Genomic DNA, 16,624 nt, shown 5'->3' with positions numbered 1-16,624 from the left:
TCATTCCTTTCCAGCGCAATATGCTAAACTGACGATGTTTTCTCGCACTATTCTTTATTAAATGCGATGCCTGAACGAAAGGAAACGGTAAACGTGGAGGGCTTGGTTGGGATTTGCGCCTTTGCCGGCAAGATAGGTAATCTGTCCCTATCCATTCGCTTATAGGATGCATTAAATATAAAGATTGGATTATGGAAAGGGTGGATTCGATGACGGATGGGTTTAACCGTAATCCGACCGGCCAAGGCTCTATGGCCGAAGGGATGAACACGGTTGCGGAAGGGATCACTTCCCATGCGGAAGGCTCGGGCACATATGCGCAAGGGAACGCTTCTCATGCGGAAGGCTACGCAGTTATCGCGGAAGGTGTGGCCTCCCATGCCGAAGGTTCGAATTCCAGAGCGATCGGGAACGTATCGCATGCGGAAGGCTACGCTACCGCTGCGAAAGCCGAAATGGCGCATGCGGAAGGATCCAGCACGGCAGCGGAAGGCGTAAGCTCCCATGCGGAAGGGCACGCGACGATCGCAGCCGGCATTGCATCGCATGCGGAGGGAAGCGCGACCCATGCGAAAGGGGACCAATCGCATGCGGAAGGCTCGGGCACGGTTGCGGAAGGGGAATCCGCGCATGCCGAAGGGAAGGGAACTTCCGCGGGCGGCGAAGCGGCGCATGCGGAAGGAGCGAACACGACCGCTGCGGGTTTCGCGTCCCATGCGGAAGGCTCGGGCACGATCGCGGTCGCATTCGGCTCGCATGCCGAAGGCAATACGAGCAAGGCTACCGCCTTTGCCGCGCATGCGGAAGGCAATTCGACCGAGGCGATTGCGTTTGCCGCGCATGCCGAAGGGAACTCGACGCAGGCGATTGCGTTCGCTTCGCATGCCGAGGGCTCCGGATCGAAGGCGAACACGTTCGCTTCGCATGCCGAAGGCAACTCCACGAACGCGAGCGGAGCGGCTTCCCACGCGGAAGGAAGCTTTACGATTTCAAGCGGAGCTGCATCGCATGCGGAAGGCGGCAAAACATACGCAGGCGGCGATTATTCGCATGCCGAAGGTTCCGGCACGGAAGCTTCCGCCTTTGCCGCGCATGCCGAAGGCGCGTGCAACGAGGCGGGCGGCATCGCTTCGCATGCCGAAGGGATCCGCACATTGGTCAAAAGCCAGGACGGCGCACATATTATGGGAAAATACGGCAAGGCCGATTCCGGATTGGAAGGGCATTACTCGTGGTATTTGGCAAACGGGACCGACGACGCCAATCTTAGTCTTGCCGCGAAAGTCATCGGCACGACCGGCAATATGTTCGTCGACGGGTTTTACGGCGCGGCCGCGCCGGGGTATGCGGAATTATTCGAAACGACGGACGGAAATCCGATAGAGCCGGGATATTTCGTCACCTTGGAAGCGGATCGCGTCCGCTTGGCCGGCAACGGCGATAAATTCGTGCTCGGCGTGACCGCGGCGGCGCCAGCCGTGGCGGGCGACACGCAGGAGCTCCATTGGCAAGGGAAATACGCGGTCGATGAATGGGGCAGGGTGCAATATCAAGAAGTAAACGTACCGCCGCAAAAAGACGAGGACGGCAAAATTATCGTCCCAAAGCGCACCGAACTTCAGCCGATATTGAATCCCGCTTGGGATCCGGCAAGGGAGTACGTGCCCCGCAGGAAGCGGCAGGAATGGGTCGCCGTCGGTCTGCTCGGCAAATTAACCGTCCGGGACGACGGCACATGCGAAGCGAACGGTTATTGCAAGCCGAACGGTGAGGGCATTGCCACCAAAGCGAGACAAGGCTATCGCGTCTTGAAACGGCTTGCCCCCGGGCAAATCGTTATTTTGTTTCGCGGCTGACGCCCGGCTTGGCGCGAACGAAAAGGAGTCCGTTTCCCTATTGCGCTGTTCAGGCGCGACAGGGAGCGGACTCCTGGCGTTTGGGCCGCGGCATTGATAATGGATCGCTACAGCAAACCAAGCGATTGCAGCCGCCCCTTCATCGCTTCGCCGGACGCTTCCGGCGAAAACGCGTCCCGTATCGTTTGCCGGGCCGCACGGCCGATTTCCATGCGATAAGCGTCGTCGTAAAATAATCGTTCCATATAATGCGCGGCATGTTCCGCCGAAGGTTCGGCCCATGTTTGGTACGCTTCGTAAGGCCCAAGCCGGGTTCCGACGGGGACAAGCTTGTATTGGACGGGGCAGGAATTCCGCTCGTTCATGAAGTCGGTATTACCCGACCAATGAGTAGCGATGACGGGGATTCCTTCCGCCATCGCTTCGGCCAACACGAATCCGAATCCTTCGGAACGGTGCAACGATACGACGCAATCGGCTTGGCGAAGCAATGCATGCACTTCTGCGAGCGTCATCGTATCCTTCAACAATCGAATATTGGGATCGTTCCGGACGTAAGCTTGCAGCCGCTCCACTTCTTCGGGGTGATCGGCGGCATGATTGATTTTGACGACGAGGGCGGCCTTATTATGGTCGCGCCGAAAGGCCAGCCGGAAAGCGTCGATGGCGCCGTACGGATTTTTCCTCTCTTGAAAGCTATAGACGGAGTACATAGATAAAAATGTAAACCGGTCTTCCGTCAGCCGGCGGCAGTCGCATCCGCCCGTTCGAGAAGCGTCCGTACCGGACAGGCCGGGGGGAGACATGGCGATGCCATGCGGTATTCGCATGACCGGGACCGGCGATTTGGCGGCGACCGCGCGCACGATAAATTGCGAGGGCGCCCATACCTCCTGCAGCAGGTCGAAGCTGCCCCGCCATCGATCCGGGAATTCGGGCAGTTCCCAATGCCAATAACCGATATTGTATCTGCCGGCAAATAATTGCAGGCCGAAATGCCGAATGACATCCGGCATCTGATCCGCGTTCGCGTGAAATAGATTCACTTGGTACAGGGGGACGGCGCTTGTTTTATGCATCCAGCCCGTCTCGGCATTGCGGGAAGGATCGCCGAATTCGTAGGGCAAAATGCAGAACGGTATGCCCGCCGTTTCCAACGCGTTTGCCGCAAGGCGGCATGACTGCCCGATGCCGGTCTCGGAACGGATAAAACCGATCAAATTAACGCCTCTTCCGTCATTCGCGCTCGTCATCGGACTTTATCCTTCCTCCAGCAGCCGCTTCATTTGCAGACCGATCGCATACGGCGAATATTGGGTATGAATATCGTAAGCCCCTTGCCTGGCCACCGCTTCCCTTTTCGCTTTGTTGGCGTAAGCTTCGCGCAGCGTTTTCCGCACATTCCGGATCGACACATCCGCCCACATATGTCCGTAATATACGTTCGGTCTGGCTTGCTGCAATTTGGCATCGACGGGAACGAGCCTGCCCTCCGTCTCGATTAGAAAGCTATTCCTGTCATTCATAAACTGGGTTGAGCCGCCCCAACGAATAGCCACGGTCGGAATGCCGAGCGCCATCGCTTCCATCACGGTCATTCCCCAGCCGCAAGCGCGGTCCATAGAGACATATACGTCGCTGCTTGCATATAAGCTGATTAACTGCTCCTGTGTGAACGGTTCGACGAAAATGACAATTTGCTTTTGAAGTCGTTCGGGGGGAATGCAGGAGCAAATCTCCGCCATAACATGCTCGTACGAGTACTCTTGTTTATAGATATATAGTTTTAGAACGAGCGCCACGTCCTCGTCGGCGGCGAACTCCTCGCAAAACGAACGAATGAGCAGATCATACCCTTTCCGGTAATCGAAATTGAACACATAGGTGAATTTAAACGAACCGATGCCGGCGGGAAACGGAAAAGGCTCATGCGGCCTCCCGGGATAGAACTGGGAGACGTCAATCGCATAAGGCAATACTTTCAATTTGGAGGCGATGACGCCGCTTTGCAAAAACGTATTGTAATTGAATGAGGAAGGAACCCATACTTCATCCACCATATTGCAAATGGAAGGCCAGTCTTGCGGCAAACGGTCGGTTTCAAACAATGTAATGAATATTTTTTTCGCTGCATGGGGCAGCGGCGTTTTCGCGAAGCCATCCCAAGGAAGCGAATGAAAAACGTAAACGGCCCGTTCGCCGATATTCGGATTGGACAGCCGCTGCAGCCATTGCTTCGTTTCCGGTCCTATCTCCGCGTGCTCTTCTCCGACCGGATGGATAAACACGGGGATCCCCAACGTCTCCATCGCTCGCAAGTAATTGCGGGAAACGTTCCCGTAACCTCCCATATCGTATACATGTCCTATCCAGTATACCCCGGAGTAACAACTCATTTCGCTTCACTTCCTTATTCGTCTTATTCGCGCCTTACTTAGTATATGTATCGACGGAATGGGGGACATGTGCGTTGGCGTAATGAACGATAAAAATTAGGGAAGGCGTTGGATTGGTCTATTCCACCCGGTATGCGGAGCATATAATACATCATTGATCGGCAATGTTTAGCGAGGGGAATGATCACAATTTGAACAAAATGCCCATGTATTTAGGGGATCATACCGTCTTCACCCATTTGGCCAACGGCCCCCGGATATTCGTGGATCCGCGCGATCCCGTCTGCTTGGAAATTGCGATGAGCGGTTTATGGGAAGACTACGTGACGCAAGTATTCATTTCGACGGTCAAAAGCGGCATGACGGTGTTGGATATCGGGGCGCATTGCGGTTATTATTCGTTACTGGCCGGGATGCTGGTCGGTCCGTCAGGGGTCGTTCACGCGTTTGAGCCCAATCCGTTCTACCATAAAAATATGCTGAAGAGCATTTCTTACAACGGATTTAAAGGCCGGGTTCATTTAAACCGGGTCGCCGTATCCGACACGCGAGGCATCATGACTTTGAAAACGTACGGCGAAGGGGGAGCCAGCATCTTCTTTCCCGGGGCCGAAAGTTTAAACGGCGTTACCGAGACGAACGTTCCGACCGGATTGATTACCGATTATTTGCCCGGCTTGAAAGCGGATGTGGTCAAAATCGATATCGACGGCGGGGAACCGCAAATTATGGATAATTTATTCCAAATGATCGAAGCGAACGGCCCGATGACGATCTTTTTCGAATATTGCCCTGCCCTTTGGTCCAACCGGGATACGGGGCCGATTTTGCGCCGGTTTGCGGAGCATGGATTCAACTATCATATTCTTCACCGCGATTTCAGAGTAACGGGCACGACCGTCGAATTTCTGGAAAGCTATCGCGATATCGAACATATCGACCTTATGCTTGTTCGATAATCCAACGTCCGGTTCGTCCGGATGGTTGTCCTTGCGAAAGCGATAAAGCCGATGAGAGGGGGAATCCCTCTCATCGGCTTCATAACGGCTTGCTTATAATAAGTCCGATCGATGTCGATACATATTGGCCGAGCAGCAGGCGAAGATGCGGGTTGTGCGCGAAAGGCGGCACGTCAACGCATGATTCGACGGGACCGGCGCCCACCGTATAATCGATCGCGATCGAGTATCCTTGCGTCCGCAGCGTCTCCACCATCCATTCGATGTCTTGCCTGCGGAAAATAACGGTCAAATCGTGGTCCAGCGTATCCGTATTCGACGAAAGATTGTATTCGGTCGTATGCACGGCGACGCCGCCGGGACGCAGACAATGCATCTGGTTGACAATAAACTGTTTGCCCAGTTCGATGGACCCTAAATGCTCGAAAGAACAGGACGACCAGGTGAAGTCGAATTGATGGTAAAACTTCGGATCGATCGCATTCATATCCGCATATTCAAAGGTAACAAGCTGCGCAAATTGGGCGGGATCGCATATATTCTCCAGATTCAAATCCTGCAAACTGACGCTATGCTGGTTCGAATCGACCCAGCCGAGCGATTTGGCGGAATCGAAATCCAGGTCGGTCGCCGTAATTGCGCAGCCGTTCGATGCGAAAGCGGCGGTCAAGGGTTCGAGTCCGACGCCGAAACCGAGCCCTTTCTTGCCGGGGGCCAGCATTCCCCGTTCGAGCAGCGCTTGATAAATGTAGCACCATTCCCACAGTTTGCGGTGAAATCGAAACTGTTCCCTGCGCAAATGCCGATGCGATTTCAACAGAAACGTCTCGACTTTCATTTTTGCGCAACCTTCGAGATACCATTCCGTAAGAAAATCTTTTTCATTGCAAATTTTTGACTGCAGCATCTTCCAGCTCCTTTCCGCGCGAATCGCGCAGCGCCCATTCGTATAGACGCGTAAATTTGTCCCGCGCGGCGTAGTATTCCTCCCAATTCGTATCATGCAAACGGTAATGCATCATCCAAGGCTGTTTCTGGGCCGGGACGGCGATCAGGTAACCCTGTGCCGTGAAGCGAATGGAATGCGCGGCGTCGTAGAAATGAAAGCCTTCGACCCGTTCATCCCATTCCAGATCGTACTGGGTCACCATAAGCGCGCCGTCGATCGACCGGACAGGTTCGTAGCCGGATCGAATCTCGTTAATCGTTTGCGTGGAAACGACGTTATCGACGAACGACACCCATTTCGTATAGAGCGGTTCGCCTTCCCACCACGTCCCGGAGGAGGGCTGGTTCCGGCTGCCCATGACGCCGATCATGCCGATTGCCGGTTCTTGTCCAAAAACTTCTAAACATTCGTAAATGAAATAAGGGTTGATCAGAAACGTATCCTGGTGCAAATAAACTTTATATTTCGAGCGGCTGGCCCGCATTCCCGCATTGTATCCGGCGGCCATGCTGCGGGGACGGTAGACCGGAACGATCTCCAGAGAGAAGCCTTGCGGAAGATGCAAGCCGTTGATGTACGATACGGACCGGCTGAACAGCTTTTCGTCCGACACGCAAGAAATGAAAGCGATGGAATGAGGATCGGCCTGCACTCGAATCCCTCCATTGTTAAATTCATGGTTTGCGGCACACGGCAATGACAAACGTAGGCTGGGCGTTTTTGACCCGGCTCAGGGGCACGAGGGAATAATCATAGGACAATTCCATCATCGGCGGGACATATTCGGGATTCAAGCCGCGGGATGCCCTTTCCAACCGGGTGGCGTACCATTCGTAATCATGCACGAATGTTTGCCCGTACAATTCGACAATGTCATACCGCGTCAGGAGCTCGCCGACGAATTCGTTCACGCTGTATTCGAACAAATGGAACGTATGATGCGGTTTTTCGCCGAAGTAAATTCCCGGGCTATGTCTGCTCCGGTTGGGCGTCGAAATGATGAGCAGCCCGCCTTCCTTCAGCACCCTGGCCGATTCGCGAATCCATTCCGCGCCGTCGGGAATATGTTCGATCGTTTCGAAAGAGACAACAATATCGAAGCTGTCGTTCGGGAACGGCAGAGCATGAATGTCCGCAGCCATAAATTGCGCCCTTTCCCCCGCGTAATGCATAGCTGCGTACGAAACGGTCTCCGCAGATGCGTCGACGCCGATGGCCAGCTCCGCTCCGGCGATCTCAAACATCTTCGTGCCGTATCCGACGCCGCAAGCGGCATCGAGAACGGTATTTCCTTGCACGAACCGGCTGGCGAAATCGTAGCGAAGCGTGTGCTCGCGGAACACTTTATCGAATTGCCGTTTCACATGATCGTTTATAATCAAACGTTCGCCGGTGAATTCCGCATCGTTATGCGGCATATTCAACAGTTCGCGGAATTTGCTCTGCGGAATTCGTACCTGACTCTGATTGTATTGGCTGATCGTCTGACGGACGAGCCGTTCGTTTCCTGCGATGTTGCCCACCCCCTGTATCGTGTTTCGCCATGCTATGATATGTAAAGGGCGTTCGCTCCGCTTGGATGGTTAACTATTCCTATGAAATAAAATAAATGCCCTTTCCTTTGCGGCGATGCGGCATAGTATGTTACATAATGTTTTGGTCCGTATTGCGAGAGGTGATAGAACATGAATCCCTATTTGATAGCTTTTATATGCTGCGTGAACGATGAGAAAACGTATGAACGGCATGTGGCGCATGTGAACAGGCTGCACATTCCGTCCGGCATGGCGATCGAACTGATTCCCATGTACGGCGCGGAAAGCATGACCAAAGGGTATAACCGGGCGATGCATCGCACCGGCGCGAAATATAAAGTTTATCTTCACCAAGATACGTATATTACGAACGCGAACTTCATCTCCGACATGATCAAGGTGTTCCGGTTGGACGGAAACATCGGCATGCTCGGCGTCGCCGGAGCCGTCAACGTGCCGGCGACGGGCACATGGTGGGAAGGAAGCCCGCAATACGGGAAAGTGGAGGCGGTCTTCCAGTCGTACGTATATTTGCATTTGGGCGATGTGGCGCAGGAGTATGCGGACGTCGAGGCGATCGACGGGGTGATGATGATCACGCAGTATGATGTGGAGTGGGACGAGAGGATCGGGGGATTTCATTATTACGATATTTCCCAATCGATCCGTTTCCGCCGGGAAGGGTATCGCGTCGTCGTTCCCGCTCAGGCGGCACCGTGGGTGTTTCACTACTGCTTGGACGATGTGGACTGGAACCGGTACGAACAGTGCCGCGCGCGGTTTATGCAATTGTACTCTTGGCCGTTCTAGCCGCCGCCGTTTATTGGTTAAATGCGGTGACGTATTGCTCCGCGCCGGGCGCTCCTCCCCATTTGGCCATATAATAGCGCAAGTATAGCGGGGTTGTGATCGGATGCAGCAAAGAAAGAAGCGGATCCGCCTTATAGGTGTTGCCGCCGCCGTCGTGATGCGTTACCGGCAGCCCGGTGGCCACCCAACCGTACCCGGCCAAGGCGAGCCTGCGGTAATAATCGGTGTCGGCGAAATAACTCGGCAAGTACAAATAATCCCAGGCTCCGACCGCGTTAAGAGCTTGCACATTATAGGCCGCCATCGAGTAGCAGTTCGTGAACGCCACTCCCCAAGGCTGGCCCGATTGCTGCCATGACCGAAGTTGTTCCAGAAACGCTTCGGGCGTTCCGACGATTGCTTCCGTATCGTGATGCATGTAGATGAGCACATCGTAGCTGCCCTCCACCGCTTTTCTTTTTAAATAATTCATCGTCTGGCTGTAACTGAGCGGAATCGGCGACTCGTCGATGGCGACGATACTTGCGAGCGCATGTCCGCGCAAAATATGTTCATACGAATTGTCGACGATCGTCGTATGCGGCCAATAGGCCGGGATGCTGCCTACAGCCTTAACCAACAAGTCAACTCTGTTTACAAATCCGATGCCTACCAAATATTTCACTTGCGATTCTCCTTTCTGTACAGAGGCGATTAAGCGGATATTACCCGTTGTAGGCAATGACCGCATTGGACCAGGAAGTGGGGGGAGGCACGGTCGAATTCGGATCGAAAGGAATCCGGTACGTCTCATGCAAAGGCTCTCCGCCCCATTTGATCTTGTAATATTCCAGCCATAACGGCCCGTACATCGCGGTCAAATTCCATAACATCTGATCGTTCTTGAGCGTATTGCTTCCCCCGTTATGATGCGTTAACGGATAATAGGTTTCCAACATGTCGAAGCCTCCGTGATGGATCCGCTGACAATAATCGTAATCGCTGAATATGGCAGGGAAGAACGTATCCCATAAACCGATTCGTTTGACAGCTTTCATGCTGAGCGCTGCCAGCAAATAACCGTGCGCCGTTACCAGACCCCAGTTCGAGCCCTGATCGTGCAGCTTCTTGACCGCCGCCAAAAATTTCTCCGCCGTGCCCGGATGCGCTTCAACGTCGTTATGCATAAAAATGACGGCATCGCAGCCTTGCTCCTCTGCCATACGGATTAAATAATTCATCGATTGCGTAAACGTTAGCGGCGTAGGCGGTTCGATCGTCTTGACGCCGGGCGGAAACGGCGCTTCATAACGAAGCGACAACCCGGGCGTATTGTCGATCACGACCGTATGCTTCCAATAAGGCTTGAGGCTTTGAATGGCGAGCCGCAAATAATCGAGGCCGTTTCGATAGAAAAAACCGGCAATATATTTCATGGCTTACTCCTCTCCTATTGATCATGACATGTTTCGAATACGTTGGGTCCAATCCTCGGCTTGATTGTTAGCGGAGCCGGGCGAGAAAGGAACGCGGTACGTTTCCTTTAATATTTCGCCTCCCCATTTGATTTGATAGTAATCATGCCACATCGGCGCGTTAAGCAACGTTAAAGACCAGAGGTTCAAGTCGGCTTTCACCGTATTTCCGCCTTCGTTATGATGCGTCAGCGGAAGCTCCAATTTCAAAATTTCATAACCCGACAAATATACCCGGTAACAATAATCGTAATCGCTGAAAATATCGGGCCAAACCGTATCCCAAAGGCCTACCTCGCGAATCATCTTCATATTTTGCGCAACGATCAAAAACTGCTGCGTCATAAGCAGGCCCCAATGAATGCCGCTGCGGTGCAGCTCGTTCATCGTATGCAGAAACCGATCCGCCGCATTGGCATGCGCCTGTACGTCGTTATGCATAAAAATGACGGCATCGCAACCTTGCTCCTCCGCCATTCGTATAATGAGATTCATGGATTGGGTGAACGTTAACGGGGAAGGCGGCTCCACAATGGTTACGCCTTCCGGAAATGCGCGCTCCGAGCGCAAGGACAATTCCGGCGTATTGTCGATAATGACGATATGCTTCCAGAAGGGCTTCACGCTTTGAACGGCGATTTTTAAATATTCGAGACTGTTGCGATAGAAAAAACCTACTAAATATTTCATACGATCCCTCCTAAAAGTGTTGAGAGGTTGTCATATTTTCATAGTATGATCGCGATGGGAGGATGGCTGCGACGAATATCTTGAGCGAACAAAAAAAGGTTATCAATCTATTACGAGGAACTATGCGCCGGCCGGCCGCAGACGATTGCCGTATGGTGTATGCCGTGCGGGCGATTGTTATAATCACAGGCCCCGCTCGACTCATATAATGATGGAAACGAAATGAAAGGGTGGGGGAATCGAAGCTAATCGAAGGGAGGAGAAACAGCTGTGGAAATCAATCAACTGCTCTTGACGATGAGTTACGGAGACGCGATCGGCAACGCCGCGTTGAACATAAAACGATGTTTGAACCGGAGAGGGGTCCGCTCGGAAATCTATGCGCAAAACATACACCCGATTTTTAAAGATTCGGTGCTTCCGGCGAAGCATATCCCGCTCGACAGCCACGTGATATACCATATGAGCATCGGCTGCGAATTAAGCTATCGAATCCCTTCGTTCACCGGACGAAGGTGGATGATATACCATAACATCACTCCCGGCCGTTATTATGCGAAATACGACCAAGAGCTCGCGTCCTTCTGCGAGAAGGGCAGGGAAGAGCTGAAATTTCTCATGCCGCATATCCATTTTGCGCTTGCGGATTCGGAATATAACCGTCTCGAACTGATGCAGCTTGGCTTCTTGCATCACGCCGTTTCGCCGATCATCGTCGATTTCGACGAATATAACCGTCCCCCGGATCATATGATGCTGTACCGGCTGCGCAGCAGCAAAAAACGCAAGGATGTGCTGTTCGTGGGGCGGCTTGTACCGAATAAAAGGATCGAGGATGTAATGGAGGCGTTCGCCTTTTACCGGAACAACATGGAGCCGGGGGCGAGGCTGTTTCTGGTCGGCTACGCCGCTTTCGCCGCTTACGTCAACGAATTGAACCGGCTGATCGCGGAGAAAGGATACGAAGACGTCCATATCGTCGGCCATGTGCCGTTCGAGCAGTTAAAGGCATATTATTTGAACGCCGACTTGTTCCTTTGCATGAGCGAGCATGAAGGATTTTGCGTGCCGCTGCTCGAGGCGATGTATTTCAACGTTCCGATTATCGCCCGCGCAGGCGGAGCCGTCGAAGAAACGCTGGGAGGAGCGGGTTTGCTCGCCGCGAATCAAAACGATCGGCAAATCGCCGCGCTGATGCATCAGGTGACGGAGGACGAAGAATTGAGACGCAATATCATTAGCCGGCAGAAGGAGCGACTGAAATATTTTAGCCGGGAAAATACGGAAAACATATTTTGGGAATTGGTCAAGGCATACTTGTAACGGCAATTTTATCGTAATATTTTCGACTTTTTTAAGGAAAATAGTCCATTCCATACGCTGCTTGTCCCGGATAGAATAAACGTAAAAAGTTTCAGGCAAGGTTGCTCGCCAACGGGCAGCCTTTTCCCCGATTCGATGCGAGGAAATGTTTGCCGAGTATGTTTAAGCTAAGTACAATGAAATAAAATCCGGGAATGTCAGCAAAGGAGTGGAGTTTTTGTACAAAATCATCCTTGTTGAAGACGAAGACGAGGTCAGGGAGGGCATTAAACGGAAAACGGATTGGCGCGCTTGCGGATTCGACCTGGTCGGCGATTTCGGCAACGGGAGGGATGCGCTTGAATCGATGGAACTGCTGCAGCCTGACGCGATCATAACGGATATTTGCATGCCGTTTATGGACGGGCTCGAATTCGCGGAGCGTGTCGTCAACCGTTATCGGGACGTGAAAATCGTCATTTTGACCGGATATGAAGATTTCGAATACGCCAAGCAAGCGATCAAATTGAAAGTGAGCGATTATTTGCTCAAGCCGATCAACTCCGAGGAATTTACCCGTTTCTTGTCCGAAATGAGGAAAGAGTTGGATGAGGAACGGCAAAGAAAAGAAGATTTGAGCCAATTGCGGATTCAATTGAATCAAAGCTTGCCGCTGCTGCGCGAACGTTTTCTGGAGCGAATGGCCGCATCCCGGTTGAAGCGGGAGGAAATCGAGGCGAAGCTGCGCTATTTCCGCCTGTCTCTGCCCGGTCCGGCGTACGTCGCGATCGTCGCGGATGTCGACGAGTTTCAACGAACGTCGTATGAAAACCAAATGACGGAGACGGAATTGCTGCGTTTTGCCGCCTTCAACATTTTTCATGAAATTTTCGAAAAAGAAGCCGGCGACATCGTATTCCGGACGCGCGACGATAAAATTGCGATTATCTGCTCCGGGGCGGAGGATGAAGTCGGACTATCGGCCCAAACGTTGGCAAGCTACGCGAAACAAAGCGTTGAAAAATATGTGAAGTTGACCGTGTCGCTCGGCATCGGCAGGCCGTACGGCGATATCGCGCATATTTCGACTTCGTTTCAGGAAGCGCTTTCAGCGTTGGATTACCGGTTTCTGCTCGGTGTCGGCAAGCTGATCTCGATCAACGATTTGGAATACGGCAAGAGCATCGATCAGATCAGCTTCGACGAATGGGAGCGCAAAATCGTCTCGGCCGTAAAGTCGGGGAAGGGGGCGGCTGTGTCCGCCGCGCTGGACGAATGGCTCGAAGAGATGAAGATGTCCGGCTATTCGCTTGACAAATGCCGCGGATCGATCCAAAGATTGATCGTTTCCTTGCAGAGCGCGGTTGCCGAGACGGGAATCGACGACGCCCAAGCGTTCGGGGACAATCCGTTCGCGCAAATCGCCGCGATGAAAACGATGGACGCGGTTAAGGAATGGCTGGACGAAACTTGCCGCAGCATCATTTCGGATTTGACGGAGAAACGGACAAATGTCGCCCAATCGCAAATGCTCCTGGCGGAATCCTATATCCGCGAACACTACAATGATCCGGACTTCTCGCTCAACCAAGTATGCAATCATGTCTACTTAAGCATCAGTTATTTCAGTTCGTTGTTTAAACAGCATACGGGTGAAACGTTTGTCGAATATTTGACGCGTTACCGGCTGGAGAAAGCGAAAGAACTGCTCGCCTTCACGCAATGGAAGACATACGATATCGCCGCAAGGGTCGGATATAGCGATCCGCAATATTTCAGCGTCATATTCAAGCGGAATACGGGCATGACGCCCAAAGAATATCGGGCTTTGCAGAAAGGACAAGCGTGATGAGACTCGGGAATTTGCTGCGGTTTAAAAGCATACATACGAATATCGCCTTCGCCTTTTCCTGTCTTATTCTATGCACGACCGTTATTTTAAGCTTTAACGCCTACAGGCTGTCGGTCGAAGCGGTGACGAACAATGCGCGGGACAATACGATGGAGTTGGTTCATCAAGTCAATATTAACATTCAGACGTATATCAACAACATGGAGAGCGTCTCGAATTTCGCTCTCGGCAACGGGGATTTGCAACGCTACTTATCGCTTGACGATCCGGGCGCGAAGGAAGGGGAAGAGCTGGCGGCGAGATTGAGCGGATTGTTTCATTCCATTGTCGGCTCGAGAAGCGATATCGCTTCCATTCTATTCGTCGGTTCGAACGGAGCGGTCGTCTCGGACCGCGCGAACGCCCGGACGAAAGCTTACGGGGAGTTGACGCGGCAGGAATGGTATACCGACGCCGACGAAGCGCAAGGGCGCATTATTATTTCTTCGTCCCACGTTCAGCATCTTTTCCATAAAGAATATCGGTGGGTCGTCTCCTTAAGCCGCCAATTGTCCGACGAAGCGGGCGACTATAAAGGCGTGCTGCTGGTCGATTTGAATTATAACATTATCAACGATTTGGCAAGCAATATCCATCTCGGCAAGAGAGGGTACGTCTTTATTTTGGACCCGGAAGGCGATTTGATCTATCATCCGCAGCAGCAAATTATTTATACGCAAATTAAAACGGAGGAATTCGAGAAGATATTGGCCGCAGACGACGGTTCGATCGAAGTCGGCAAAGGGCGAGACGCCAAAATCTATTCGATTCGCACGTCGGATTTCGGCTGGAAAATCGTCGGCGTCACCTACCCGGACGAAATGGTCGGGAATAAGCGGGAGATGCAGTTTTCTTCGGCGATTTGGGGGTTTCTATGCCTTGTGTTCGCATTGGCTATTTCGGTCTTTATTTCGATTACGCTGATCAAACCGTTGAAAAATCTCGAAAAGCATATGAAGCGGGTAGAGAAAGGCGATTTTGACATTCGCGTCGATATTGTGAGCCCGAACGAAATCGGGAAATTGGCCCGTACGTTCAACTTGATGATCGGAAAAATCAAAGAACTGATGAATCAGATCGTGCGGGAGCAGGAAACGAAGCGGGTGAGCGAATTGAAGGCGCTTCAGGCGCAAATTCAACCGCATTTTCTGTACAATACGTTGGATTCGATCATCTGGATGGCGGAAATGAACAAGGTGGACGAGGTCGTCAAAATGACGTCGGCCTTGTCCAGACTGCTGCGCGCAAGCATCGGCAAAGGGGAGGAATTGGTGCCGATTGCGGTCGAACTGGAGCATGTGGAAAATTATTTGATGATTTTAAATATACGTTACCGGAACAAATTCACCTATTCGATCGATGTCGATCCCGAGCTGCTGCAATGCAAAATTTTGAAAATCGTGCTGCAGCCGCTTATTGAAAATTCGGTGTACCACGGCATCAAACATAAAGCCGACGCCGGCCATATTCGCATTACGGGACGGAAAACCGGCGGCATCGTCGAGCTCGAGGTGGCGGACGACGGAGTCGGTATGGACGCGGCGATCGTGCAAACGTTGCTGGATAAAAGACGATTCTTGGAAACCGGCAAAGGGGTGGGGCTGCAAAACGTGAATCATCGTTTGAAACTATATTTCGGAGAAGCCTTCGGCTTGCAATTCGAGAGCGAACCGGACGAGGGAACGACGGTCACCCTGCGCATTCCGGAAATCGTCGATTAGGCCGTACAATCATTCTATTGGAGGTGACGTAATGCTTCGCAAAGCAATCGGGTTGTCGCTGGCCGCCGCTATCGCATGTTTTCTAATCTATGCCGCATTCAAGGCCGCTTCCGCGCAACTGGCGGTGAAAGAGAAGCAAATCGTGTTCGTGCCGAAAACGATAGAGCAAAACTACGAGTTTTGGCAGACGATGAAACAAGGCGTGTTCGCCGCGGCGCAAGAGTACGGAGCCGAGGTGCGGGTCGTCGGGGCCGACTCCGAATTTAACATCGAGGGCCAAATCCGGCTGTTGGAGCAAGAAATTGCGATGGGTCCGCAAGCGATCGTACTGGCGGCTGCCGACTATGAACTGCTCGTTCCCGTCGCCGGCCAAATCGTGAAGTCGGGAATTAAGCTGGTGACGGTGGATTCGGGCTTGTCCGGAAATTTGTCTTCGAGTTTTATCGCCACCAATAATGTGGCGGCCGGCGAAAAGGCGGGCAAATTGATGAATCAATGGTTCGGTCCGGGCGATACGGTCGCTATCATCAGTTTCGTCAAAGGATCGGCCACCGCGATGGAACGCGAGGAAGGGGTGCGCAACAGTTTGAAGGAGGCCGGCATTTCGGTGATCGACACTTATTATTGCTACGGTTCGGTAGAGAGATCGTACGAGATTGCCGCAAGTATTCTGGAAAATCATCCTCACGTCAGGGGAATTGTCGGTTTGAACGAAATTTCGACCGTCGGCGCGGGGAAGGCGATTCAGGAGCTTCAAGCGGCGGACCGCGTCAAACTGGTCGGCTTCGACAATTCGATGGAGGAGATCGCCTTTCTGGAGGAAGGCATTTTGCAGGCCACGGTCGTGCAGAAGCCTTTCAATATGGGATATTTGGCAGTCAAGACGGCGGTGCAAGCGATCGACGGAGAACAAGTAAGCGCCTTGATCGACACCGGTTCGGAAGTCATTACGAAAGCGAATATGTATACGAAAGAAAATCAGAAGCTGCTGTTTCCGTTTGTGGAAAAATAATCGAGGAGCGGGAACGAATATACCCGTTTAACGAATTTATATCGCTAAT

At 52.5% G+C, this 16,624-nt stretch carries 15 protein-coding genes; 7 read left to right on the top strand and 8 right to left on the bottom strand.

The features are described 5' to 3' along the window. The first annotated feature begins 209 nt into the window (after positions 1-209). Positions 210-1,856 carry a peptidase G2 autoproteolytic cleavage domain-containing protein gene (locus KQI79_RS02075; RefSeq protein WP_216536561.1) on the top strand — a complete coding sequence of 549 codons (1,647 nt, stop codon included), beginning with the start codon at positions 210-212 and terminating at the stop codon, positions 1,854-1,856. A gap of 107 nt (positions 1,857-1,963) precedes the next feature. Here KQI79_RS02075 and KQI79_RS02070 read toward each other — a convergent pair whose 3' ends face one another. Beyond that, positions 1,964-3,109 carry a glycosyltransferase family 4 protein gene (locus tag KQI79_RS02070; RefSeq protein WP_216536560.1) on the bottom strand — a complete coding sequence of 382 codons (1,146 nt, stop codon included), beginning with the start codon at positions 3,107-3,109 and terminating at the stop codon, positions 1,964-1,966. A 6-nt stretch (positions 3,110-3,115) separates the two neighbouring features. Then, complete coding sequence (locus tag KQI79_RS02065) at positions 3,116-4,252, bottom strand: glycosyltransferase family 4 protein (protein ID WP_216536559.1); 1,137 nt, start codon at positions 4,250-4,252, stop codon at positions 3,116-3,118. A gap of 200 nt (positions 4,253-4,452) precedes the next feature. Here KQI79_RS02065 and KQI79_RS02060 point away from each other — a divergent pair, with 200 nt between their 5' ends. Further along, the gene (locus KQI79_RS02060) at positions 4,453-5,211 is read left to right on the top strand and encodes an FkbM family methyltransferase (RefSeq protein WP_230191087.1); all 759 of its coding nucleotides are present in this window, start codon (positions 4,453-4,455) and stop codon (positions 5,209-5,211) included. Between the two features lie 79 nt (positions 5,212-5,290). Here the strand turns inward: KQI79_RS02060 and KQI79_RS02055 are convergent, their stop codons facing one another. From KQI79_RS02055 to KQI79_RS02045, 3 genes are read right to left on the bottom strand one after another with little or no spacing between them, the layout of a single operon-like run. Then, the gene (locus tag KQI79_RS02055) at positions 5,291-6,118 is read right to left on the bottom strand and encodes an SAM-dependent methyltransferase (protein ID WP_216536557.1); all 828 of its coding nucleotides are present in this window, start codon (positions 6,116-6,118) and stop codon (positions 5,291-5,293) included. After that, complete coding sequence (locus tag KQI79_RS02050) at positions 6,093-6,812, bottom strand: glycosyltransferase family protein (protein ID WP_216536556.1); 720 nt, start codon at positions 6,810-6,812, stop codon at positions 6,093-6,095. Before KQI79_RS02050 ends, KQI79_RS02055 begins: the two co-directional genes overlap by 26 nt. A gap of 22 nt (positions 6,813-6,834) precedes the next feature. Then, entirely contained in the window at positions 6,835-7,683 is an 849-nt protein-coding gene (locus KQI79_RS02045) for a class I SAM-dependent methyltransferase (protein ID WP_216536555.1), read from the bottom strand. A 162-nt stretch (positions 7,684-7,845) separates the two neighbouring features. Here KQI79_RS02045 and KQI79_RS02040 point away from each other — a divergent pair, with 162 nt between their 5' ends. Beyond that, positions 7,846-8,505, top strand: coding sequence for a glycosyltransferase family protein (locus KQI79_RS02040; protein WP_216536554.1), 660 nt, complete (start codon positions 7,846-7,848; stop codon positions 8,503-8,505). Positions 8,506-8,515: 10 nt separating this feature from the next. Here the strand turns inward: KQI79_RS02040 and KQI79_RS02035 are convergent, their stop codons facing one another. Genes KQI79_RS02035 through KQI79_RS02025 form a run of 3 tightly spaced genes read right to left on the bottom strand, consistent with a single transcriptional unit; the run spans position 8,516 to position 10,649 of the window. Next, complete coding sequence (locus tag KQI79_RS02035) at positions 8,516-9,169, bottom strand: glycosyltransferase family 2 protein (protein ID WP_216536553.1); 654 nt, start codon at positions 9,167-9,169, stop codon at positions 8,516-8,518. Between the two features lie 40 nt (positions 9,170-9,209). Next, positions 9,210-9,920, bottom strand: coding sequence for a glycosyltransferase family 2 protein (locus tag KQI79_RS02030; RefSeq protein WP_216536552.1), 711 nt, complete (start codon positions 9,918-9,920; stop codon positions 9,210-9,212). A 21-nt stretch (positions 9,921-9,941) separates the two neighbouring features. Next, the gene (locus KQI79_RS02025; RefSeq protein WP_216536551.1) at positions 9,942-10,649 is read right to left on the bottom strand and encodes a glycosyltransferase family 2 protein; all 708 of its coding nucleotides are present in this window, start codon (positions 10,647-10,649) and stop codon (positions 9,942-9,944) included. 270 nt (positions 10,650-10,919) lie between these two features. Between KQI79_RS02025 and KQI79_RS28130 the strand changes: the two genes are divergently transcribed. From KQI79_RS28130 to KQI79_RS02005, 4 genes are all read left to right on the top strand, one after another. Further along, positions 10,920-11,972 carry a glycosyltransferase gene (locus tag KQI79_RS28130; protein ID WP_216536550.1) on the top strand — a complete coding sequence of 351 codons (1,053 nt, stop codon included), beginning with the start codon at positions 10,920-10,922 and terminating at the stop codon, positions 11,970-11,972. Between the two features lie 217 nt (positions 11,973-12,189). Next, positions 12,190-13,800, top strand: a complete 1,611-nt coding sequence (locus KQI79_RS02015; RefSeq protein WP_216536549.1) for a helix-turn-helix domain-containing protein — start codon at positions 12,190-12,192, stop codon at positions 13,798-13,800. Beyond that, entirely contained in the window at positions 13,800-15,563 is a 1,764-nt protein-coding gene (locus KQI79_RS02010; protein ID WP_216536659.1) for a cache domain-containing sensor histidine kinase, read from the top strand. Before KQI79_RS02015 ends, KQI79_RS02010 begins: the two co-directional genes overlap by 1 nt. Positions 15,564-15,594: 31 nt before the next feature. After that, entirely contained in the window at positions 15,595-16,575 is a 981-nt protein-coding gene (locus KQI79_RS02005) for a substrate-binding domain-containing protein (protein WP_216536548.1), read from the top strand. Positions 16,576-16,624: the final 49 nt, after the last annotated feature.

Origin of the sequence: Paenibacillus sp. MSJ-34, from assembly GCF_018918005.1 — a bacterium.
In the GTDB taxonomy this organism is placed as follows: domain Bacteria; phylum Bacillota; class Bacilli; order Paenibacillales; family Paenibacillaceae; genus MSJ-34.
The sequence above is the reverse complement of the archived record's forward strand: the minus strand, read 5'-3'. Positions and strand labels throughout refer to the sequence as shown.